We start from the raw sequence: 21,768 nt of genomic DNA on the forward strand, positions 1-21,768 counted from the left end.
GCTGATTTATACCAGCTATTGTCTCTATCTATTTCGTTTATGCAGTCGCCAGCCCTACAGTTCGGTGAAGCATCGAGGAACGGTGCGCAAAAGGGGAACTGAAGAGATGAGACAGAAAATCATTGCGCTGGTGCTCGCCTGTGCCGCGGCTTTTTCCGCAACGTCGGCGACGGCGGCCGAAAAGTTGAAGATCGGCACGGAGGGCGCCTATCCGCCATTCAATTTCGTCGATTCCGCCGGCAAGATCGGCGGCTTCGACGTCGATATCGGTCTCGCGCTCTGCGCCAAGATGCAGGTCGAGTGCGAGGTGGTGGCGCAGGATTGGGATGGCATCATTCCCGGCCTGATCGCCAGGAAATACGACCTGATCATCGCCTCGATGTTCATCACCGAGGAGCGCAAGAAGCAGGTAGCCTTCACCGACCCCTATTACCTCGCCGCCATGACCCATGTGGCACCGAAGGGCGCCGGCATCACAACGTTCACCAATGAGGCGCTGAAGGACAAGGTGATCGGCGCGCAATCCGGCACGACGCAGGCCGATTTTATCGCCGCAACCTATCCCGACGCCGAGATCAAGCTCTACCCGACGCAGGACGAAGCCAATCTGGACATGGTCAATGGCCGCCTCGACATCCAGGTGGGCGACATGTTGCCTATGCTCGACTGGGTGAGCAAGAACGACGACGGCAAATGCTGCGAACTGATCGGCACACCGATCACCGATCCGAAGTTCGTCGGCGAAGGCGTCGGCATCGCCGTGCGCCAGGATGACAATGATCTGCGCGAAAAGCTGAACAAGGCACTGGCCGATATTCGCGCCGACGGAACCTACAAGGCGATCAACGACAAGTATTTCACCATCGACGTCTATACGATGCAGTGAGCGATCGGCCATTTCGGCCGTGGGGGACGCGGCCAGCCCGCGGCTGATCCATGGTGGCCGTTGCCAGAACTAATAGCCTGAGTTGCCTCCGCCAGACCCGTGGTCGGCGGGGCGGCTATCGTAGCTCGGCCCGCTCTGGCATGCAGAAATCGTCACAATCGAAAATGCTATCGCGACCGCAGTGACAAGAGACCGGAGCTTCATGGTTGTCTCCATTGATGGCAGGCATGGCGGCCGGCGCGGCGCCACATCAAAGAGTGTCACCCCGATGCTCACCAAAGGCAATCGCTCCGGCGCCGCGCGTCGACGCGAAATCTCCACGGCGATGTCATCACCGGCGCCAACATCGCTGCCGGCATCTGCCGCCTATCCAGCCAGATGCCGGAAAGCCGCCACGACGTCCTCATAGACCTTGCGCTTGAACGCGACGATCAGCGCGGGCAGCTCGTGCATCGGTTTCCACGCCCATTCGTCGAATTCCGGATCGTGATCGCCCGGCGGCGGGTTGATGGCGATTTCGGACTCGTCACCCTCGAAGCGGAAGGCGAACCAGCGCTGGGTCTGGCCGCGGTATTTGCCCTTGAGGCCGATGCCGATCAGGTGGTCGGGCAGATCGTAGTTGATCCAGTCCGGCGCTTCGGCAAGCAGCGAGACCGAGCGCATGCCGGTTTCCTCATAAAGCTCGCGGTAAGCCGCCTTCAGCGGGTCCTCATGTTTGTCGATGCCACCCTGCGGCATCTGCCAGAGCTGGGCGGAGCCGTCATATTCGGAGTTGCCGACCGGAATGCGCCGTCCGACCCAGACCAGACCGTTGCTGTTCAGCACCATGATGCCGACGCAGGGGCGATAGGGAAGATCTTCCGCCTTGACCGGTTTCGACTTGTCCTTGCTCATCCGAGTGTTCCTTGCTGATCATGTTTTCGCGCGCCGCTGAGGCCCGTGCGGATTTCGCCCGTCTCGCAGGCTTAGGCTATTGTTGTTGCGGATCTTTGACGAGCGCCGAGACGCCGACGAATTCGATGCCGCGGGTGCCCGCCTCGTCGGCCCATTGGGAAATTGCCTCGACGCTCTCGTCGAAGGCCGAGGCGACGCCGATGGCGCTGCCATTGCGGCGGGCGATGCGCTCGAGTTCGTCAAGCTTCTTGAGGATGGCGGTCCGGTCGAGCTCGGTATCGATGACCATGTCGGCAAAACCATGCGGTACACCGATCGTTTCTGCGAGCGTGCCTGTCAGCGATTGGGCCGAGGTGCCATCGTCGAGAAAGAGCAGGCCGCGCCGGCCGATATCGCGCATCACCGGCTCGAGCGCATCGGCATCCGAGAGGAAACGGCCGCCGAGGAAATTCATGATGCCGGTATAATTGGTGATCCTGGCAAGTGACGAGCGCAGTTCGGACAGATTCTTCCTGGCATCCAGGCCGACGCGCAGCGTATGGGGGCCAGGATTGTTGTCCGGGTAATCGAAGGGCTCGAACGGTACCTGCAGCAGGATTTCGTGGCCGTTGCGCCGGGCTTCCTGCATCCAGCGCTCCAGGCTGTTGCCGCTGGCCGCAAAGGCCATGGTGATTTCGGGTGGAAGCTGGCGCAAAGCGTTTTGCGTGCCCGTCTGGCTCAGTCCGAGGCCCCCGACGACCAGCGCGATGCGCGTGCCGCGCGCGCCCGACCACGGCCGCGCATATTGGTCCATCGGTCTGAGGCCATCCGGACCGGTGATCGGCAGGCGGCCTTCCGGCGCATCCTCCAGCAGGGCATCGTTCGGGAAGGCGGCCATGCGCGGATCCTGCCCCTTGGTTCCTCCCACTTCGATGAAGGCAGGGCCGTCGCCGTCGCGCTGCTTGGGCGAGAACGTCGTGACAACCGAGCCGTCGTTGGTCAGCGTTTCCTTGACATGCGCACCGGACAGCGCCCCGCTCGTCTGTGGTTTCGTCAGTTTGCTGCCGGTCGGGGTTGCGCCGTTTTCCGGCTTTTCAGCCGAATTCGCGGCATCGGTCACCGTTTCCGCTGCAGGCGTCGGTTCGATCAGGCCGGTCGGCCGCAACACGGTCCATGCGGAGACGCCAATCAGCACTGCCACGCTAACGCCCAGAAGAATGCGGCCGAGAGAAAGGGCGGATTTTTGCGGTTCGGAAGGGCGCGCCTTGCGGTTCTGACCAAGAGGAGCGTTGAGGTCTGTTCCCAAGAGGGCCTCTGTCGATCTGGGTTGCAAGGGGCGGAAAGCTTGGCAGGCCGCTGGTTCAAGAATCGAAACCGCCGCCCGGCCGGAGCCAGGCGGCGATGTTTATCGGCGTCCGCTAAACCACGGACGAGAGGCTTACGGCTTCAGTTCTGCCTTTTCCGGATTGGCCGGGAAGGCCGGATCCGACTTCTTGCCGCGCAAGAGGTCGAGCGCATAGTTCAGCTGCAGGTCGTCCTTGGCCTCCGGCGGCACGTAGGCAACCGAACCCGATCCTTCCTCGCTCTCGTTCTGCCCCTTGATGTGGCCACGCAGGCTGGATTCACTGGTCGTCTCGACCTTGCCAAGCAGTTCCGGCGGCAACGGCTGCTCGACCTTGATATCGGGCGAGATGCCGGTTCCCTGGATCGACTTGCCGGAGGGGGTATAGTAAAGCGCAGTCGTCAGGCGAAGCGCGCCGGCCTCACCGAGCGGAATGATCGTCTGAACCGAGCCCTTGCCGAAGGAGCGCGTACCGAGAACGGTGGCGCGCTTCAGGTCCTGCAGGGCGCCGGCGACGATTTCCGAGGCCGAAGCCGAGCCGCCGTTGACGAGCACGATCACCGGCTTGCCATCCGTCAGGTCGCCCGCCGTGGCATTGAAGCGGCGGGTTTCGTCCGGATTGCGGCCGCGGGTGGAGACCACTTCGCCACGTTCCAGGAAGGCGTCGGAGACATTGATCGCCTGGTCGAGCAGGCCGCCCGGGTTGAGGCGCAGGTCGAGCACAAAGCCCTTCAGCTTGTCGGCCGGGACCTGGGCCTTGATCTTCTCGATGCCGTTCTTCAGGTCGTCATAGGTTTTTTCGGTGAAGGAAATCACCCGCAGGTAACCGACATCACCCTCGACGCGGAACTTGACGGCGCGCACCGCGATGATGTCGCGGATGATCGTCAGTTCGATCGGCTTTTCAGCACCCTTGCGCAGGATGGTCAGCTTGATCGGCTTGCCGACGGCGCCACGCATCTTGTCGACGGCTTCCTCGAGCTTGAGGCCGCGCACGTCCTGCCCGTCGATCTTCGAAATGAAGTCGCCGGCAAGAACGCCTGCCTTGGCGGCCGGCGTGTCGTCGATCGGGCTGGTCACCTTGACGAGATCGTCTTCCATGGTGACTTCGATGCCGAGACCGCCGAATTCACCCTTGGTCTGGGTGCGCATGTCCTCGGCGTCGGTGGAATTCATGTAGCTGGAATGCGGATCGAGCGAGGAGAGCATGCCGTTGATGGCATTCTCGATCAGCTTGTCGTCTTGCGGCGGCGTCACATATTGCGCACGGACCCGTTCGAAGACATCGCCGAAGATCGATAGCTCGCGATAGGTGGACGCGTTGGCCGCGACCGCCGGGACGATGGAGGAATATACAACGCCCGTGGCCGCTGCACCCATGAGTGCCCCGACCAGAACAAGTGACGTTCTACGAATCATTGCGTGCCTTTCCGGTGTCTGCTGCGGTCCACCACGGTCGGGAATCAACCGGTTTTCCGTCTTTCCTGAATTCAATGTAAAGCGTTGGACGCTCGGTTTCCAGCGCCAATGCGGTAGCGCTTGCCACTCTTTTGTTACCCATGGTGCCGAGCGGCTCGCCGGCGACGACGAACTGCCCCTGCTGCACTGTTACGCCTTCAAGCCCGGACAGGACGATGTGGTAACCGTCGCCGGGATTGAGGATGATCATCTGGCCGTAACTGCGAAACGTTCCGGCAAAGACGATCCATCCATCGGAAGGCGCCGTCACCAAGGCTCCCGCATTGGTTTCGAGCATCATGCCCTGAAGCGAATGCCCGGTACCGTCCGCGTCGCCGAACCGGCGCAGGATCGAGCCGGCAACCGGCAATGCGAGCTTCTTCTGCAGGTCCGAAAATGCATATGCAGGCGCAATGCGGTTTTTGTCGGGCGTAACGCTGTTGGCCAGCTCGCGGGCTTGAGCCCGCTGTTCCTCCGACATCCGCCTGCGGTTTTCCTCTTCGGCCCGGGCCGCGGCCGCGGCGTCGCGCACCGAGGCGATCTCGCTCTCGATCGAGCCGATCAGGCCTTCGAGGCTGGTCGCCTGTGAAGCCAGCTGCTCGGCCTTGTGGCGCTCGGCGGCCAGCTCGGTGGCGCTGCGCTGCTTCAGTTTCTGCTTTTCGGCGATCAGCATGTTCATGCGCCGCTCTTCCTCGAGCCGGGATGCCATGTCGTCGCCGAGCGCCTTTTTCTGCGCGGTGATTTCCTTGCTGAGACCCGCAAGGGCCTGCAGGTCGGCGACCAGGTCTTCCGTCTCATGGCGGATACCGGGAACAACGGCACCGAGCAGGATGGCGCTGCGAACGGAGGCCAGCGCATCTTCTGGCGTCACGAGCAGGGCGGGCGGCGGATTGCGCCCCATCCGCTGCAGCGCCGCCAGCACCTCGGCCAGCACGCTGCGCCGGGCGCGCAACGATGCGTGAACGGCATCTTGCTTCGTCCGCAGCGCGGTCAGCTTCTCTTCGCCGTCGACGATCTGCTGTTCCAGCGCCTTGCGCTTGTTCGCCGAGTCGACGATCGCCGCTCTCAGTGACTCGCTGGTCTTTTCAAGCTCGGCGATGCCGGCCTGCAGCGCGGCTGCCCGGTCCTTCGAAAGAGTGATGGTTTTCGACAGGGCTTCCAGTTCGCTGCGGGTACTGTCGCGCCTGAGTGCGAGATCGGCGATGGGATCGGCCTGCGCGGGCGCCTGTCCGGCGTTGGCCTGGGAGACCCGATCCGTCGTCTCGGCGGTCTGCGCGGCCGCGTCGGCGGCAAGCAGGAGACCGATGGTCAACAGGCCCGTGCACAAGCCGCGCCAGCCGGCATGGGCCGGCTGCCCCCTGTTTCCCCGCCTCTTCAACCCTGTCGTCATTCTGCCATTCGTTGTCAGCCACCTGTCGGGCAAAACCCTACGCTGATTTGGCCGTCGCCGCCAACAGCCATCCCCGGCAATTGCGGCATCCGCATGGCGGGCGGCTGCGCCTAGACCCTGTGATAGGGATGGCCGGAGAGAATGGTAACGGCGCGGTAGAGCTGTTCGGCGATCAGGATGCGCACCAACTGGTGCGGCCAGGTCATCTTGCCGAGGCAGATGACGGCATCTGCCTTGCCGTGCAGCGACGGGTCGAGGCCGTCGGCACCGCCGATCGCCAGCACCATGTCGCGTTTGCCGCTGTCGCGGAACGAACCGATGAGCGAGGCGAAACCTTCCGAATCCAGCGCCTTGCCGCGCTCGTCAAGCAGGATGAGAAGGCTGGCATCGGGGAGGGATTTTTCAAGCAGGACCGCTTCTTCGCGCTTGCGCGTCTCGGCGCTGGAGGCGCGGCTCTCGGGGACTTCGGTGACGCGGGACAGTTCGAGGCCGATCGCCGGTCCCGCCTTGGAAAAGCGGTCGAGATAGCGGGCCGCAAGATCTTTCTCCGGGCCGGCCTTGAGGCGCCCGACGGCAAAGAGACCAACCCGCATGTCATTTCCTCTATTTATCGGCGCGCCGACAGTCATGCAGGCATTTCCGCGATGGCCGCCTGACACGCAGTCGATTTTCTCCGGCAAACGCCGGCGCGCGATTCCGTTCTGCTACCGGCCGCAACCAGATGGTTTCACCTGTGCGACCATCACAGGATCCTAGTGCAGCCTGCCGTCTTCCATATCCGGCGCGGCCCACATCTTTTCGATGTTGTAGAACTCGCGGATTTCCGGACGGAAGACGTGGATGATGATGTCACCGCTGTCGATCAGCACCCAGTCACCGGTTTCCAGGCCTTCGACGCGGGCATTGCCATGGCCTTCGTCCTTCAGGTCGGTCATCAGGTGATCGGCAATCGCCATGACATGCCTGCTCGAGCGCCCGGAGACGACGACCATGTAGTCTCCCAGCGCCGATTTTCCGGCAATGTTGATGGTGACGATATCTTCTGCTTTCGAGTCCTCGAGACTGTTGAGGACCAGGTGAAGAGCACGGGCAGCGGCTTCGTCGCTGCGATCCGGGCTTTGCGGGAAAATGCGTGTGACATTTCCCTTCGCGTGTACTGTTGTCAGGGTCTTTCCTTTCCAGTTGAACAGAACAGGCACCACGATTCGAATGTCGGTCGAACCGCTATGGTAAATGTAGGCACCAATGCCTTAACGTTTCAAGACGTGAGAAGTAAATGACGGTTAATCATTGTTCACGATTGCGCCCTGAGCGCCGTCGAGCTGAGCGGAGAGCGTGGTCCGTGAATGAAGGTCCAGGCCGGCGCCTTGCGCCAGGCGAGACTTGCGGCATGGGCTTCGTCGACGCGCGCATAGTCAAAAGTCTTCGCCATCTTTGAGGAGAGATAGGACAGCGTGTCGCCCGGCCGGTCGATCACGGCGATGGGATAGGTGCGGGCGATTTTTTGCCAGTCCTGCCAGAGATGGAAGTTTTTCAGGTTATCGGCGCCCATGACCCAGACGAAGCGGATGTCGCGGTTGCGATCGCGGATCTTTTCCAGCGTGCGGGCCGTGTAGCTCTGCCCCAGCGACTGCTCGAACGCGGTCACCTTGATGCGGGGGTCATGGGTGATCGCCTGACTGAGGCTGATGCGCTCGGCGAGCGGAGCGAGATGGTTGCGGTTCTTCAACGGGTTGCCCGGGGTTACCATCCACCAGAGCTGATCGAGCCCAAGACGGCGCAGCGCGATATCGGCGACCAGCACATGGCCGTCATGCGGCGGATTGAACGAGCCGCCGAACAGGCCGACCGTCATGCCGCTCTCCACATGCGGCATTTTCAGGTAGAACGGATCGACCCTGTCAGGCTGCACAGGATGCACTTAAGGCCGCACCTGTCCGGTGCCGCGCACCCTGTACTTGAACGAGGTGAGCTGCTCGACGCCGACCGGGCCGCGCGCATGCATCTTGCCGGTGGCGATGCCAATCTCGCCGCCCATGCCGAACTCGCCGCCATCGGCAAACTGTGTCGAGGCATTGTGCAGGAGGATGGCCGAATCGACTTCCGAGAAGAAGCGCTCGACGACCGCCGGATCCTCGGCGATCACCGCCTCCGTATGGGACGAAGACCAGTTGGCGATATGATCGACGGCGCCATCGATGCCATCCACCAGCTTCACCGAGATGATTGAATCGAGATATTCGGTCGCCCAGTCCTCTTCCGTCGCCGCAATCAGGTCCGGAACGATGGCGCGGATGTCTTCGCTGGCGCGGACTTCGCAGCCGGCATCGCACAGCGCGGCAATGAGGGGCGTGACGAACGTGTCTTTCGCCTTGCGGTCGATCAGCAGCGTTTCGGCCGAGCCGCAGACGCCGGTGCGGCGCATCTTGGCGTTGACGACGATCTTGATTGCCATTTCCAGGTCGGCCGAAGCATCGACATAGACATGGCACAGGCCCTCGAGATGGGCAAAGACAGGCACGCGCGCCTCGTTCTGGACGCGGGCCACGAGGCTCTTGCCGCCGCGCGGAACGATGACGTCGATCGTGCCGCCAAGACCGGTCAACATGGCGCCGACGGCGGAGCGATCGGCCACCGGCACCATCTGGATCGCATGCTCTGGAAGGCCGGCATCCTTCAAACCCTGCACGAGGCAGGCATGAATAGCCTGCGATGAATGCAGGCTGTCAGACCCGCCGCGCAGGATGACGGCATTGCCGGCCTTGAGGCAGAGCGCGCCGGCATCCGCCGTCACATTGGGGCGGCTTTCATAAATGACGCCGATCACGCCGAGCGGCGTGCGGACGCGCTCGATATGCAGTCCGTTCGGGCGGTCCCATTCGGCGATAACGTCGCCGACCGGGTCCGGGAGCTCGGCAATCGCGCGGATCGCGTTGGCCATGTCGAGAACGCGGCCTTCCGACAGCGTCAGGCGGTCGAGGAACGAAGCGGCGACGCCGGTTTCGCGGGCATGCTCCAGGTCGAGCGCGTTGGCGGCAAGGATGTCGTCCTTGCGGGCGACGATGTTGCTCGCCATGCTGACAAGGGCGGCGTGCTTGCGTTCGGCGGAAGCGGTGGCGAGCGGCCGGCTGGCGGCAAGGGCCTGCTTGCCGATCACCGCCATCAGCTCCTGAATTTCCTTTTTCCGCACGTCGTCAAGCATGCGCGTCGCTCCTTGCCGCATCCATGTCCCGTTTTGCCGGTGCCGTCATCACCATGTCGTCGCGATGCACCATCGCCGCGCGGCCTGCGTATCCCAGAATAACGGCAATTTCAGCCGATTTCTTGCCGGCGATCTGCCGCGCTTCGTCGGCGTCGTAGCCGGCCAGCCCGCGGGCGATCTCACGGCCTTCGGCACCGATGATGGCGATCGTATCGCCACGGCTGAAGGAACCGGTGACCTGGCGGACGCCGGCCGGAAGCAGGCTCTTGCCGGAGCGCAGGGCGGTCTCGGCGCCTGCGTCGATGATCAGGCTGCCGGCCGGCAACAATTGACCGGCAATCCAGGTTTTCCGCGCCGTGACCGGTGATCGCGACGGCGCGAACCAGGAGGAGCGGGCACCAGTGCCGATGGCCGAAAGCGGATGATCGGCCTTGCCGGAGGCAATGATCATGGCGCAACCGGCGCCCGTGGCAATCTTGCCGGCATCGATCTTGGTGCGCATGCCGCCGCGCGACAGCTCGGATGCCGCACCGCCCGCCATCGCCTCGATCTCCGGGGTGATTTCCGCGATGGTTTCGAGGAAGCGGGCGTTCGGATCGAGGTGCGGCGGCGCCGTATAGAGGCCGTCGATGTCGGAAAGAAGGACGAGCAGGTCAGCACCGGTCATCGTCGCGACGCGGGCTGCAAGCCGGTCGTTGTCGCCATAGCGGATTTCGGTGGTGGCGACCGTGTCGTTCTCGTTGATGATCGGCACGGCGCCCATCTTGAGAAGCTGGTTGATCGTCGCACGGGCATTGAGATAGCGGCGGCGCTCCTCGGTGTCGCCGAGCGTCAAAAGGATCTGGCCGGCGACGATCTCGCCGGTCGACAGGCTTTCCGACCAGGCGCGCGCGAGCGCGATCTGGCCGACGGCCGCGGCCGCCTGGCTTTCCTCGAGCTTCAGCACGCCGGGGGCGAGATCGAGCACCGAGCGGCCGAGCGCGATGGCACCCGAGGAGACGACGAGAACGTCGACGCCCTTGGCCCTCAGCACGGCGATGTCGGCGCACATGGCGTTCAGCCATTGTTTCTTCAGGCCGCTCTTGCGATCGACGAGCAGAGCCGAGCCGATCTTGATCACAATCCGGCGGTGTTTTTCCAGCGGTTTGCGGGTGGTGGCCATATCAGTTTTCGTCCCCGTAGGTCTGAGCGCGGACGATGACGTCGCGCAGCGCCCGCAGCGTATCGGTCATGCCGGTGCCGACGACGGCCGACAGAAGCAGCGGCGTCTGGCCGCTCGCCTTGGCCAGCGCCTTCTGTTTTTTCTTCAGCTCGTCTGGATCGAGCACGTCGATCTGCGACAAGGCGACGATTTCCGGCTTGTCGGTGAGCTCGCCGCCATAGGCTTCGAGCTCATGCTTCACCGTCTTGTAGGCCTTGGCGACATTCTCTTCCTGCGCCGAGACGAGATGGAGGAGGACGCGGGTGCGTTCGACATGGCCGAGGAAGCGGTCGCCGAGGCCGACACCGTCATGGGCGCCCTCGATCAAGCCGGGAATATCGGCTAGGATGAATTCGCGGCCGTCGATTGTTGCGACGCCGAGGTTCGGATGCAGCGTCGTGAACGGATAGTTGGCGATCTTCGGCCGGGCGCGTGTCGTCGTTGCCAGAAACGTCGATTTTCCCGCATTGGGCAGGCCGACGAGGCCGGCATCGGCGATCAGCTTCAGCCGTAGCCAGATGGTCTTTTCCTCGCCCTCCAGGCCCGGATTGGCCCAGCTCGGCGCCTGGTTTGTCGCGGACTTGAAATGCGCATTGCCGAAGCCGCCATTGCCGCCGGCCGCGAGCCGGAAGCGCTGGCCCTCGGTGATCATGTCGACGATCAGCGTCTCGCCGTCTTCCTCGAAGATCTGCGTGCCGACCGGCACCTTCAGCGTCACATCGGCGCCGCCGGCGCCCGTGCGGTTGCGGCCCATGCCGTGAACGCCGGTGCCGCCCTTGAAATGCTGCTGGAAGCGAAAATCGATCAGCGTGTTGAGGCCGTTGACGGCCTCGACCCAGACATCGCCGCCGCGGCCGCCGTCACCGCCGTCCGGGCCGCCGAACTCGATGAATTTCTCGCGCCGGAACGACACAGCGCCAGCCCCGCCATCGCCGGAGCGGATATAGACTTTTGCTTCGTCGAGAAATTTCATCGCACTGCCATCTGTTGGGTGTATTTGCCTGCCGTATTTGCCGCCATCGATATAGGCGCTTACCCCGGAGGTCAAAGAATATCGTGAAGTTTTTGAGCTACAACATCCAGTACGGCGTCGGTCTCGACGGCCGTTTTGATCCTGAGCGCATTGCCAGAAGCCTCGAGGGGGCCGACATCATCGCGCTGCAGGAAGTGACGCGGAATTTTCATCGCAACGGCAATGCCGATCTCGTCGCGATTTTCCGCGACCTCAAGCCGCAATACTTCTGCGCCTTCTGGCCGGCCTGCGAGATCGATGCCGGATCGGCGATCGAGAACGGCCGCGCCGTCGACCGGCGCTTCCAGTTCGGCAACATGATCCTGTCGCGCTTCCCGATCCTGTCGACGCGCCTGCTTCCCCTGCCGCGCACCCGCACGATCTCGCCGATCAACCCGCAGCGGGGTGCAACCGAAGCTCTGATCGATACGCCAAGCGGTCCGCTGCGCGTCTATTCGGTGCATCTCGACCATGTCTATCCCGCCGAACGCATCGCCCAGATTTCCTACCTGAAGGCCAGGGCAATTTCCTATGGCATCGAAGGCGGCGCCATGACCGGCGGCGCCGATTTCGGTTTCGACGAATTGCCGCATCCCGACGATTTCGTGCTGATGGGCGATTTCAACATGGTGCCGGAGAGCCCCGAATACTGCGCGATGGCCGGCACGCGCGACGCCTTTTACGGACGCTCGCTGCGTCTTGAAAACCCGGTCGATGCACTGGCGCATCTCGGCCGGCTGACGCCGGACAGCTATAGCTGGATCGATCCCGCCAATCATAGCAAGCGCATGCATCTCGACTATTGTTTCCTGAGCAGCGGGCTCGTGCCGCGGTTGAAGGATGCCTGGATCGATTTCGACGCGTTCGGCTCCGATCACCTGCCCGTCGGTTTCGAACTCGCATGACGGCAAAAAGCCCGCGGCATCGCTGCCGCGGGCTTCATCTCGTGTCACGGCTTGCGCAGGTCGCCTGCCGTGATGCGGGTTTCGATATGGCTCACCAGGCTGTTGCGGGCGAGCGCGTAGATCTGGCTGCAGCCGGTGATCTCGAAACCGAGCTTCTTCTGCAGCTTCAGCGAGGCCGCATTGTCGGCAAACACGCCGGAATGAAGCACGGTGTCGGGCATGCGCTGGAAGAACCGCCCGACCGCCGCATGAACTGCTTCGCTCGCATAGCCGCGGCTCCAGTAGTAGCGGTTCAGCCAGTAGCCCAGATGCCATTGGCCATGCATAAGCTCGATGCCGACGCAGCCGATATGGACATCGTCGCCGGTGGTGATCGCCAGCGTCCAATCGCCGTTGAGGCCTGCCGTCTGGCGCACCAGCCAGTCGAGTGCATCCTGCCGATGATACGGCACCGGCACGCGCGCCAGCATACGCGAGATCTGGTAGTCGCCAAGCGATTGCGCCACCGCGTCCGCGTCGGAGAGCCGGTGCGAACGCAGGGTCAGCCGCGCGGTCTCGATGACCGGGCAGGGGCCGGGATCGGGACGGGCCGCAATCTTCGGCCGTTCGCGAAGATGAGCGGTCATCGCAGACCTCCCCAGCTTCTGAGCGACATCCAGGTCTTGCGGTCGAGCCGGTACCATTCGACAGACATCATGCCGCCGAGCGCCAGGCTGCCGACCATGCCTGATCCCTGGAACTGGAAACCGCATTTCTGGATGACCCGCCGCGAGGCGACGTTCATGACCCGGCAGCGCGCATCGATCTGGTCTATGTCGCGGGTGCGGAAGGCCATGTCGGTCAGTGCCTGCGCTGCTTCGGTGGCATAACCCTTGTTCCAGTAGGGCTCGCCCAGCCAGTAGCCGAGCTCTGCCGTCTTGCCGTCGGGATGCGGCTCGATACCGCAGCAGCCCAGGAATGCGCCATTGTCCGCTTTGGTAATCGCATAGACGCACTTGCCAATCGCGCCCGTCTTCGTACGGCGTACGAAATCCGCGGCATCGGCCACCGTGTACGGGTGCGGCATGCGCGAAACCATGGTGGCGATATTGGCGTTGTTGGCAAGATGGGCAAGGGCGTCGATATCGTCTTCATGCGGCGCGCGCAAAACGAGCCGGGGCGATAACAATATCGGGCAATCGGTCCTTGACCGCTGAGGCCTCGGCCTCTCCTGAGAAGATTCCAGGGAATCTTCCCGGGGAGACCGCGATTGGCTCTCCCTCAACAATTCGCTCTGCATGGTCAGTCCTCCAAGACGTGAAAAAGGGGAGTTGGGTCTTGCCCCATCTCCCCTTTTGATCTTGGCCTGAACCAGGTGCGGTCAGCCGGGTCGATGAGACGCCGGCTGTTTTAGAGCGCTACCGGCTTATTCCGCTGCTTCGGCTTTCGGCATTACAGACACGTACACGCGGCCATTGGCCTTCGTACGGAAGTCCACGTTGCCCGCCGTAAGCGCAAAAATCGTGTGATCCTTGCCGAGGCCGACATTGGCGCCCGGATGCCACTGCGTACCGCGCTGACGCACGATAATGTTGCCCGCTACGACGACTTCGCCGCCGAACTTCTTCACGCCAAGGCGCTTGGATTCGGAATCACGACCGTTGCGCGACGAACCGCCAGCTTTTTTGTGTGCCATTGGTGTTCTCCTTTAAACCTTAGATCCGTTGTCTCAGTTTGCAGCTTCGGCGGCGACTTCAGACTTCTTGGAAGCCTTCTTCGCCTTGCCGGCAGCAGCGATGTCCAGGATGCGGACAGTCGTCTGATGCTGGCGATGACCGCGGGTGCGCTTCGAGTTCTGGCGGCGGCGCTTCTTGAAGGCGATGACCTTCTTGGCGCGACCCTGTTCCACGACCTCGGCGCTGACAACGGCACCTTCGACAAACGGAGCGCCGATGGTTGCGTCTGCGCCGACGCCGACCATCAGGATCTCGGTGAATTCAATCTTGTCGCCTGCTACGCCGTCGAGCTTTTCGATCGTGACGACATCGTTGGCGGCCACGCGGTACTGCTTACCGCCGGTCTTGATGACTGCGAACATTTTTTATCCTTTCATGTTCGTTCCGGCTCTCCACCTTAAGAAAGTGGGGCCGTCTTTTTGCCAGTCGGACATGACAAGGCCACAGGACCTTGCCGGTGAACGGGCGTAATGGACACCCGGCGCGGTGAGGACATGCCACACCACTTCAGTTGCGCGGATTAATGGAAGCCGGGAAAACTGTCAAGGCAAGCGTGACGAATTCGTCAAATATTCCTTGCCCCTACCCCCTTGTCATTGCACCAAACTGCCGCTATGAACCGCCTCGCGCTGACAAGCGCCGACCAAAACATCCGGAGAGGTGGCAGAGTGGTCGAATGCACCGCACTCGAAATGCGGCATACCTGCAAGGGTATCGTGGGTTCAAATCCCACCCTCTCCGCCATTCACCGTTTGTCCGACCCGGAGACATAAGTACCGGATTGTTCCTAGACATTCGCTTTCAGCGGCCGGTCGTGACTTGAGGGGATTGCCCGTCGTTGCCTGTCGAAACGCGTGCGCCAGGGCGGAAGCGGCCGGTGGCAACAACAAAAACCCGCTTGGTGAACCGACCCAGAAAGCTGTGTCCAACTTTTAGGGGCGAGTTCAGCCGGAAGCGGGCCTTCAATTCGAAAGGCGTTTTCCGCCCTTACTTGTCGCGGTTGCGGGCAGCCAGCGTGCGCAGGCGAAGCGCGTTGAGCTTGATGAAGCCGGCGGCGTCCTTCTGGTCGTAGGCGCCCTGATCGTCTTCGAAGGTGACGAGCTTGTCGGAATAGAGCGACTTGTCGCTCTCGCGGCCGGTGACCATGACGTTGCCCTTGTAGAGCTTGAGTGTGACCTCGCCCTCGACATGTTCCTGGCTCTTGTCGATCAGTGCCTGCAGCATCTCGCGCTCCGGCGAGAACCAGAAGCCGTAATAGATCAGCTCGGCATAGCGCGGCATCAGCTCGTCCTTGAGATGGGCTGCACCCCGATCCAGGGTGATCGATTCGATGGCGCGATGGGCGGTGAGCAGGATGGTGCCGCCGGGGGTCTCGTAGACGCCGCGCGACTTCATGCCGACGAAGCGGTTTTCGACCAGGTCGAGACGCCCGATACCATTGTCGCGGCCATACTCGTTGAGCTTGGCCAGCAAGGACGCCGGCGAGAGGCGGACGCCGTTGATCGAGACGGCATCACCCTTTTCGAAACCGATCTTGATGACAGTCGCCTTGTCCGGAGCGGCTTCCGGCGAGATCGTGCGCATATGCACGTATTCGGGGGCTTCCTGGGCCGGGTCTTCGAGCACCTTGCCCTCGGAGGAGGAGTGCAGGAGGTTGGCGTCGACGGAGAAGGGCGCTTCCCCCTTCTTGTCCTTGGCAACCGGAATCTGGTGCTTTTCGGCGAATTCGAGCAGGTCGGTGCGACTCTTGAACGACCAGTCGCGCCAGGGCGCGATGATCTTGATGTCGGGATTGAGCGCGTAAGCCGACAGTTCGAAACGGACCTGGTCGTTGCCCTTGCCGGTGGCACCATGAGCGATCGCGTCGGCACCGGTTTCGCGGGCGATCTCGATCAGGTGCTTGGAGATCAGCGGCCGGGCAATCGAGGTGCCGAGCAGGTAGACGCCTTCATAGACGGCATTGGCGCGGAACATCGGGAAGACGAAATCCTTCACGAACTCCTCGCGGACGTCCTTGATGTAGATTTCCTTAATGCCGAGCATCTCTGCCTTCTTGCGGGCCGGCTCCAGCTCTTCGCCCTGGCCGAGATCGGCGGTGAAGGTGACGACTTCGGCGCCCAGTTCGGTCTGCAGCCATTTCAGGATGATCGATGTGTCGAGACCGCCGGAATAGGCGAGAACGACCTTTTTCACTTGCTTTGCCATGTTAATCTGCCCGTCTTGTCGGAAAGGCACGGGATCGTGCCACAAAAATTCTGCGGCACTTTTAGCGAGATTGCCGGGGTGTGCAAGCCTTTCGGCCAAGGGAATTGCTGAGAGCGCGCCTTTGCCTGCCCAGGGGGTGAACAGGGTCCGAGTGTCGGCCGACGCCAAAACAGCAAACCCGCCGCCAGGGATGGTGGCGGGCGCTGATCAGGTCACTCTATCTCATCACACCTTCCTACCAGTCGCGATAATAGCCTCTGCGGCCATAATAAGCTCTGGGACCATAATAGTAGCCTCGCGGACCATAGTAGGCTCTACGGCCATAATAGCCTCCGTAGCCATAAAAAGCCCGCGGGCCATAGTAGGCTCTGGGACCGTAATAAGCGCCCGGGCCGTAGTAAGTCCCGGGGCCATAGTAACCCGACCCGTAATACGGGCTGGCGAGCAGGCCGCCAAGGATCATGCCGGTCGCGAAACCGCCGATGATCGCGCCGCCATAATGGTGCCCGTGGCCGTGGTGCCCGTGGTGGCGGTGCCCGCCGTAATAACGCCGATAACGGACGTCGATGACATCCGGATTTTTAACGGCGTTGGCTGTGTTGACGCGTGGAAAAGCCTGTGCCGGCGCTACGCTCATGAAAGCTGTGATCAGCGAAATAATCACGATCGCGAGTTTTCTCATCCGCTTCTCTCCTGTTTCAGCCCTTCTCCTTTTCCTGTCTCCATCTATAAGGATACCTGAAAATACAAAGAGTTTCACTATGCGAAACAGAGCGCGTTTTCCCGCGAAAGAACTGGTAGCATCGTTGTGTTTTCGCTACATGCTCCAGGGATCGCGCCCGTTGTCATTCGAGGATCTTACGCCATGGATTTTCTGCCCAGCCTGCCGACGCTTCTTGCCTTCACCGCGGCGACTTTGCTTCTGGCGGCGACGCCGGGTCCCGACATGACGCTGTCGATCAGCCGGGCGCTGTCGCAGGGCAAGGCCGCCGCCTTCTTCGTGGTAATCGGCACGAGCCTTGGCTGCGTCGTGCATACGCTGCTCGTTGCCTTCGGCATCTCGGCGCTGATCACCGCCTCGCCGACGGCCTTCATGGTGCTGAAGACCGGCGGCGCTGCCTATCTGTTCTGGCTGGCAGTGCAGGCGATCCGTTACGGGTCGAGCCTGTCGGTGAAGAAGGTGGAGGATACCGGCGCGTCCGCCCTGGACAATATCTCGACCGGGCTATGGGTCAACCTGCTCAACCCGAAGGTCATCATCTTCTTCATGACCTTCCTGCCGCAATTCGTCACTGCCAACGATCCGGCCGTGACGCAGAAGCTCCTGTTCCTCGGCTTCTTCTTCATTGTGGCCGCGATGCCGGTCAATATGCTGGTCATCCTGACGGCCGACTGGCTGTCCGGCTGGCTGCAGCGCAAGAAGAGCGTCATGCGCGGCATCGACTATGCGTTTGCCGGCGTGTTCTCGATCTTCGCGGTAAAGATCCTGTTCACCCAGACGCGCTGACCGGCGTCAGCCGATCAGCAGCGCGTCGTCATCCAGCGTCTGGCCGCGGATGCGGCGGAACATGGCGATGAGATCCTCGACCTGCAGCGTCTTGCGGCTGTCGCCGGAGACGTCGAGCACGACTTCGCCGGCGTGCAGCATGATCGTGCGGTGACCGAAATCGAGCGCCTGGCGCATCGAGTGGGTGACCATCAGCGCCGTCAACTTGCGCTCGGAAACGATCTTCTGGGTAAGGTTCATGATGAACTCGGCCATGCCGGGATCGAGCGCTGCCGTGTGTTCGTCGAGCAGCAGCACTTCGGAGCCGGCGAGGGTCGCCATCACCAGCGAGACGGCCTGGCGCTGGCCGCCCGAGAGCAGGTCCATGCGGTCGCCCATGCGGTTTTCGAGGCCGAGGTTGAGTTCGGCGATGCGTTCGCGGAAATACGCGCGGCGTTTGGCCCCGAGCGCCGGCGTCAGCCCGCGGCTTTCGCCGCGTTTGGCGGCAAGCGCCAGGTTTTCCTCGATCGACAGCGCGCCGCAGCTTCCCGCCAGCGGGTCCTGGAAGACGCGGGCAACGAGCCCGGCGCGGGCGGCGGTTCCCTTGCGGGTCACGTCCGCGTTGCCGATCGTCACCTGTCCGCCGGTCGGCAGCACGTCGCCGGCCAGAACGCCGAGCACGGTCGATTTGCCGGCGCCGTTCGAGCCGATGACGGTGACGAAGGTGCCTTCCTCGATGGTGACGCTGATGCCGTTCAGCGCCCGCTTCTCGAGCGGGGTACCCTTGCCGAAGACGACCTGGATGTTGTCGAGCTTGATCATGCGGCACCTCCGCGGCGCAGGCGGGGAAGGACGAGGGCGACGGTGACGAGTGCTGCGGTGACCAGGTTGAGGTCGGAGGCCTGCAGCCCCAGCATGTCGGTCGAAAGCGCGAGCTGGATGGCGATGCGATAGAGGATCGAGCCGAGCACGCAGCCGGCAAGCGCGATCAGGATGCCGCGGCTGCCGAGCAGGGTCTCACCGATGATGACGGCCGCGAGCCCGACGACGATGGTGCCGACGCCGGATGTGACATCGGCAAAGCCGTTCGTCTGGGCAAACAGCGCGCCGCCGAGTGCGACCAGAGCGTTCGACATCGCCATGCCGAGATAGATCTGGCGGCTGGTGTCGACGCCCTGCGCCCGGGCCATGCGCGCATTGGCGCCGGTTGCCCGCATGGCAAGCCCGGCGTCGCTTTCGAGGAAGCGCCACACGGCGAGCGCCGCGACCACGACGAGCAGGCCGACGAACAGCGGCCGGACATAGAAATCGCGCAGGCCGAGGCCGTAGAAGGGCGAAAGCATCGTGTCGGCATTGATCAGCGCGACGTTCGGCTTGCCCATGACGCGCAGATTGACCGAGAACAGCGCAATCATCGTCAGGATCGAAGCCAGCAGATTGAGGATGCGGAAGCGCACATTGAGGATGGCCGTGACGATCCCGGCGGCGGCACCGGCGACCATGGCGACGCCGGCGGCAAGCCAGGGATTGACGCCGGCGATGATCAGCACGGCGGTAACGGCGGCGCCGAGTGGAAATGAGCCGTCCACGGTCAGGTCCGGAAAGTCGAGTACGCGGAAGGCAAGGAACACGCCGATGGCGACGAAGGCGTAGACGAGCCCCAGTTCCACCGCTCCCCAGAAGGCAATTTGGCTCACCGCTGTCGGTCCTCTTCTCTTGACGTCTTCGCGCGCTTCCGCCCGCATCGGCAAATGGAAGGGCGCGTGCTTTTACAGATGAACCGCCCCCGTATGGAAGGAGGGCGGTTCGAAATCAATCGGATTGTGCAAGGCGTGATGCGATGCGCGCCTATTCGATGACGCGCGTGGCGCGGCCGAGCACGCTTTCGGGGAAGGTCACGCCCATCTTCGAGGCGGCAGCCTTGTTGATGACGAGATCGGTGCCGGCTGCGACCTTGACGGCGATATCCCCCGGGTTTTCACCCTTGAGGACACGCACGACGACGTCGCCAGTCTGCTTGCCGACATCATGGTAGTTGAAGCCGAGAGCAGCGACCGCGCCGCGCGAAACGGAGTCCGTATCGGCCGTGAAGAGCGGCAGCTTGGCTTCCTCGGCGACGGCGACAGCACCTTCGAGCGCCGAGATGATCGTGTTGTCGGTCGGGATATAGATGACGTCGGCGCGACCGACGAGGGCGCGAGCGGCGCCCTGGACTTCAGCGGACTTCGTCGCGGCGGATTCGACGACGGTCAGGCCGGCCTTCTCGGCTTGCGTCTTCAGAACGGCGAGCAGCGAAACCGAGTTCGCCTCGCCGGAATTGTAGAGATAACCGATCGATTTCGCGTTCGGCAGGATTTCCTTGATGAGCGCGACATGCTCGGCAACCGGCGACAAATCGGAGAGACCGGTGACGTTGCCGCCCGGCTTGTCCATGTCGTTCACGAGCTGCGCGCCGAGCGGATCGGACACGGCGGTGAAGACGACCGGAATGTCGCGCGTCGAGGAGACCACAGCCTGCGCCGAGGGCGTCGAGATCGGAACGATGACATCCGGTCCTTCGCCGGCGAACTGGCGAGCGATCTGGGCTGCCGTCGCCGGATTGCCCTGGGCGGACTCATAGAGGAACTTGAGGTTTTCGCCTTCCTTGTAGCCGGCTGCGGCCAGTGCTTCCTTGACGCCGTCACGCACGGCATCGAGCGCCGGGTGTTCGACGATGGCGGTGACGGCGACGGTCACTTCGTCTGCCCGCGCGGGCAGGGCGAGGGCGACGGTTGCTGCGAGAGCAAGCAGGATTGAGCGCATGGGTGTCCTCCGAGACTGATTTTTTCGGCCTTCTTAGGAAGCGCGACAGGCTAAATCAATCGACTTGGAGACCGGCATTCATCAAATTTGCTGATCAATCCTCGCCGTGATTGGCGATCATCATGGCCTCGAAGGCCATGCGGTCGACCTTGCGCATGCGCTCGGACTCGGATTTCAGCTGGCCGCAGGCGGCGAGAATGTCGCGGCCGCGGGGCGTGCGGATCGGTGAGGCGTAGCCGGCCGCGTTGATGAAGTCGGCAAATTTCTCGATGTGCTCCCAGGAGGAACACTGGTAGTTCGTGCCGGGCCAGGGATTGAAGGGGATGAGGTTGATCTTGGCGGGTATGCCCCTCAGGAGCCGCACCAGTTCCTTGGCGTCTTCAAGCGAATCGTTGACGCCCTCGAGCATCACATATTCGAAGGTGATGCGGCGCGCGTTCGACAGGCCGGGATAGGCGCGGCAGGCATCGAGCAGGTCCTTCAGGGGATATTTCTTGTTGATCGGCACCAGCATGTCGCGCAGGTCGTCGCGCACGGCATGCAGCGAGATCGCCAGCATGACGCCGAGCTCGGCGCCGGTACGGTGGATTTCCGGCACGATGCCGGAGGTCGAGAGCGTCACGCGCCTCTTCGACAGCGAGAGCCCGTCACCGTCGGTGGCAATCAAAAGCGCCGTCTTGACGTTTTCGAAATTGTAGAGCGGCTCGCCCATGCCCATCATGACGACGTTGGAGACCTTGCGGCCCTCGGCGGGCACGATGGCGCCGGCCGGCGTATCGCGGTCCGGGAAATCGCCCAGCCGGTCGCGGGCCAGCAGAAGCTGCGCCAGGATTTCCTCGGCCGTCAGATTGCGCACCAGCTTCTGCGTGCCGGTGTGGCAGAAGGAACAGGTGAGCGTGCAGCCGACCTGGCTGGAAATGCACAGCGTGCCGCGACCTTCCTCGGGAATGTAGACGGTCTCGATCTCGACGGGCCGACCGGCGCCGCGCGGCGGGAAGCGCAACAGCCACTTGCGGGTGCCGTCGGTCGAGATCTGCTCCTCGACGATTTCCGGCCGGGCGATGGTGAAATGCTTCTTCAGCATCTCGCGCATGTCCTTCGACACATTGGTCATGTGGTCGAAGTCGGAGACGCCGCGCACATAGAGCCAGTGCCAGAGCTGGCTCACCCGCATCTTCACCTGCTTCTGCGGAAGGCCGATCTCGACCAGGGCCGTGCCCATGTCCTCGCGCGAAAGACCGATCAGCGACGGCATTTCGGCCGCCATGGCCGGGCGGACCGGCGCTTTCGA

The 21,768-nt window shown here is 62.8% G+C and carries 23 protein-coding genes and 1 tRNA gene; 4 read left to right on the forward strand and 20 right to left on the reverse strand.

The features are described 5' to 3' along the window. Nucleotides 1-106 precede the first annotated feature (106 nt). Nucleotides 107-886, forward strand: a complete 780-nt coding sequence (locus A3AY_RS0125480; RefSeq protein ID WP_018328509.1) for an ABC transporter substrate-binding protein — start codon at nt 107-109, stop codon at nt 884-886. A 366-nt stretch (nt 887-1,252) separates the two neighbouring features. On the opposite strand, the gene A3AY_RS0125485 is transcribed toward A3AY_RS0125480, so the two are convergent. From A3AY_RS0125485 to obgE, 10 genes are all read right to left on the reverse strand, one after another. Continuing rightward, a complete protein-coding gene (locus A3AY_RS0125485) occupies nt 1,253-1,780 on the reverse strand; it encodes an RNA pyrophosphohydrolase (protein WP_018328510.1) in 528 nt (175 codons plus the stop codon). A gap of 76 nt (nt 1,781-1,856) precedes the next feature. Next, complete coding sequence (locus tag A3AY_RS0125490) at nt 1,857-3,065, reverse strand: divergent polysaccharide deacetylase family protein (protein WP_018328511.1); 1,209 nt, start codon at nt 3,063-3,065, stop codon at nt 1,857-1,859. A 132-nt stretch (nt 3,066-3,197) separates the two neighbouring features. Continuing rightward, entirely contained in the window at nt 3,198-4,520 is a 1,323-nt protein-coding gene (locus A3AY_RS0125495; RefSeq protein ID WP_018328512.1) for a S41 family peptidase, read from the reverse strand. Then, nucleotides 4,510-5,949: a murein hydrolase activator EnvC family protein gene (locus A3AY_RS0125500; protein ID WP_083926042.1), complete on the reverse strand. Its 1,440-nt coding sequence runs from the start codon at nt 5,947-5,949 to the stop codon at nt 4,510-4,512. The genes A3AY_RS0125495 and A3AY_RS0125500 overlap by 11 nt, the downstream gene beginning before the upstream one ends. A 110-nt stretch (nt 5,950-6,059) precedes the next feature. Beyond that, nucleotides 6,060-6,542 carry a 23S rRNA (pseudouridine(1915)-N(3))-methyltransferase RlmH gene (gene rlmH / locus A3AY_RS0125505; RefSeq protein WP_018328514.1) on the reverse strand — a complete coding sequence of 161 codons (483 nt, stop codon included), beginning with the start codon at nt 6,540-6,542 and terminating at the stop codon, nt 6,060-6,062. 159 nt (nt 6,543-6,701) lie between these two features. Beyond that, entirely contained in the window at nt 6,702-7,148 is a 447-nt protein-coding gene (gene rsfS / locus A3AY_RS0125510) for a ribosome silencing factor (protein WP_018328515.1), read from the reverse strand. Between the two features lie 95 nt (nt 7,149-7,243). Continuing rightward, nucleotides 7,244-7,825, reverse strand: a complete 582-nt coding sequence (locus A3AY_RS0125515) for a nicotinate-nucleotide adenylyltransferase (protein WP_026203819.1) — start codon at nt 7,823-7,825, stop codon at nt 7,244-7,246. Nucleotides 7,826-7,870: 45 nt separating this feature from the next. Continuing rightward, nucleotides 7,871-9,151: a glutamate-5-semialdehyde dehydrogenase gene (locus A3AY_RS0125520; protein WP_018328517.1), complete on the reverse strand. Its 1,281-nt coding sequence runs from the start codon at nt 9,149-9,151 to the stop codon at nt 7,871-7,873. Then, nucleotides 9,144-10,313 (reverse strand): glutamate 5-kinase, encoded by a 1,170-nt coding sequence (gene proB / locus A3AY_RS0125525; protein WP_018328518.1) that lies wholly within the window; start codon nt 10,311-10,313, stop codon nt 9,144-9,146. The genes A3AY_RS0125520 and proB overlap by 8 nt, the downstream gene beginning before the upstream one ends. Nucleotide 10,314: 1 nt before the next feature. Beyond that, entirely contained in the window at nt 10,315-11,325 is a 1,011-nt protein-coding gene (obgE, locus tag A3AY_RS0125530) for a GTPase ObgE (RefSeq protein WP_018328519.1), read from the reverse strand. An 83-nt stretch (nt 11,326-11,408) separates the two neighbouring features. Between obgE and A3AY_RS0125535 the strand changes: the two genes are divergently transcribed. Continuing rightward, entirely contained in the window at nt 11,409-12,269 is an 861-nt protein-coding gene (locus A3AY_RS0125535) for an endonuclease/exonuclease/phosphatase family protein (RefSeq protein WP_018328520.1), read from the forward strand. 44 nt (nt 12,270-12,313) lie between these two features. Here A3AY_RS0125535 and A3AY_RS0125540 read toward each other — a convergent pair whose 3' ends face one another. The 4 genes from A3AY_RS0125540 to rplU all read right to left on the reverse strand — a co-directional run bounded on the left by A3AY_RS0125540 (nt 12,314) and on the right by rplU (nt 14,346). After that, the gene (locus A3AY_RS0125540) at nt 12,314-12,895 is read right to left on the reverse strand and encodes a GNAT family N-acetyltransferase (protein ID WP_018328521.1); all 582 of its coding nucleotides are present in this window, start codon (nt 12,893-12,895) and stop codon (nt 12,314-12,316) included. Next, the gene (locus A3AY_RS0125545; protein WP_026203820.1) at nt 12,892-13,548 is read right to left on the reverse strand and encodes a GNAT family N-acetyltransferase; all 657 of its coding nucleotides are present in this window, start codon (nt 13,546-13,548) and stop codon (nt 12,892-12,894) included. The genes A3AY_RS0125540 and A3AY_RS0125545 overlap by 4 nt, the downstream gene beginning before the upstream one ends. Before the next feature lie 126 nt (nt 13,549-13,674). Next, on the reverse strand, nt 13,675-13,944 hold the full coding sequence (rpmA, locus tag A3AY_RS0125550) for a 50S ribosomal protein L27 (protein ID WP_018328523.1): 270 nt from the start codon (nt 13,942-13,944) through the stop codon (nt 13,675-13,677). 33 nt (nt 13,945-13,977) lie between these two features. After that, on the reverse strand, nt 13,978-14,346 hold the full coding sequence (rplU, locus tag A3AY_RS0125555) for a 50S ribosomal protein L21 (RefSeq protein ID WP_018328524.1): 369 nt from the start codon (nt 14,344-14,346) through the stop codon (nt 13,978-13,980). 292 nt (nt 14,347-14,638) lie between these two features. Between rplU and A3AY_RS0125560 the strand changes: the two genes are divergently transcribed. After that, a tRNA-Ser gene (locus A3AY_RS0125560) sits at nt 14,639-14,728 on the forward strand. 243 nt (nt 14,729-14,971) lie between these two features. Here the strand turns inward: A3AY_RS0125560 and A3AY_RS0125565 are convergent. Both A3AY_RS0125565 and A3AY_RS36120 read right to left on the reverse strand, forming a co-directional pair. Beyond that, nucleotides 14,972-16,189 (reverse strand): argininosuccinate synthase, encoded by a 1,218-nt coding sequence (locus tag A3AY_RS0125565; protein WP_018328525.1) that lies wholly within the window; start codon nt 16,187-16,189, stop codon nt 14,972-14,974. Nucleotides 16,190-16,424: 235 nt separating this feature from the next. Then, nucleotides 16,425-16,853 carry a BA14K family protein gene (locus A3AY_RS36120; RefSeq protein WP_154663335.1) on the reverse strand — a complete coding sequence of 143 codons (429 nt, stop codon included), beginning with the start codon at nt 16,851-16,853 and terminating at the stop codon, nt 16,425-16,427. A gap of 201 nt (nt 16,854-17,054) precedes the next feature. Here A3AY_RS36120 and A3AY_RS0125575 point away from each other — a divergent pair, with 201 nt between their 5' ends. Next, nucleotides 17,055-17,696: a LysE family translocator gene (locus tag A3AY_RS0125575; protein WP_018328527.1), complete on the forward strand. Its 642-nt coding sequence runs from the start codon at nt 17,055-17,057 to the stop codon at nt 17,694-17,696. Between the two features lie 6 nt (nt 17,697-17,702). On the opposite strand, the gene A3AY_RS0125580 is transcribed toward A3AY_RS0125575, so the two are convergent. The 4 genes from A3AY_RS0125580 to rlmN form a co-directional block, all read right to left on the reverse strand. After that, nucleotides 17,703-18,497, reverse strand: coding sequence for an ABC transporter ATP-binding protein (locus tag A3AY_RS0125580; protein ID WP_018328528.1), 795 nt, complete (start codon nt 18,495-18,497; stop codon nt 17,703-17,705). Next, nucleotides 18,494-19,372: an ABC transporter permease gene (locus A3AY_RS0125585; protein ID WP_026203821.1), complete on the reverse strand. Its 879-nt coding sequence runs from the start codon at nt 19,370-19,372 to the stop codon at nt 18,494-18,496. Before A3AY_RS0125585 ends, A3AY_RS0125580 begins: the two co-directional genes overlap by 4 nt. Before the next feature lie 151 nt (nt 19,373-19,523). Further along, nucleotides 19,524-20,477 carry an ABC transporter substrate-binding protein gene (locus tag A3AY_RS0125590; protein ID WP_018328530.1) on the reverse strand — a complete coding sequence of 318 codons (954 nt, stop codon included), beginning with the start codon at nt 20,475-20,477 and terminating at the stop codon, nt 19,524-19,526. A 94-nt stretch (nt 20,478-20,571) separates the two neighbouring features. Next, nucleotides 20,572-21,744: a dual-specificity RNA methyltransferase RlmN gene (rlmN, locus tag A3AY_RS0125595; protein WP_420830257.1), complete on the reverse strand. Its 1,173-nt coding sequence runs from the start codon at nt 21,742-21,744 to the stop codon at nt 20,572-20,574. Between the last annotated feature and the right edge of the window lie 24 nt (nt 21,745-21,768).

Source organism: Rhizobium giardinii bv. giardinii H152 (assembly GCF_000379605.1).
Lineage (GTDB): Bacteria > Pseudomonadota > Alphaproteobacteria > Rhizobiales > Rhizobiaceae > Pararhizobium > Pararhizobium giardinii.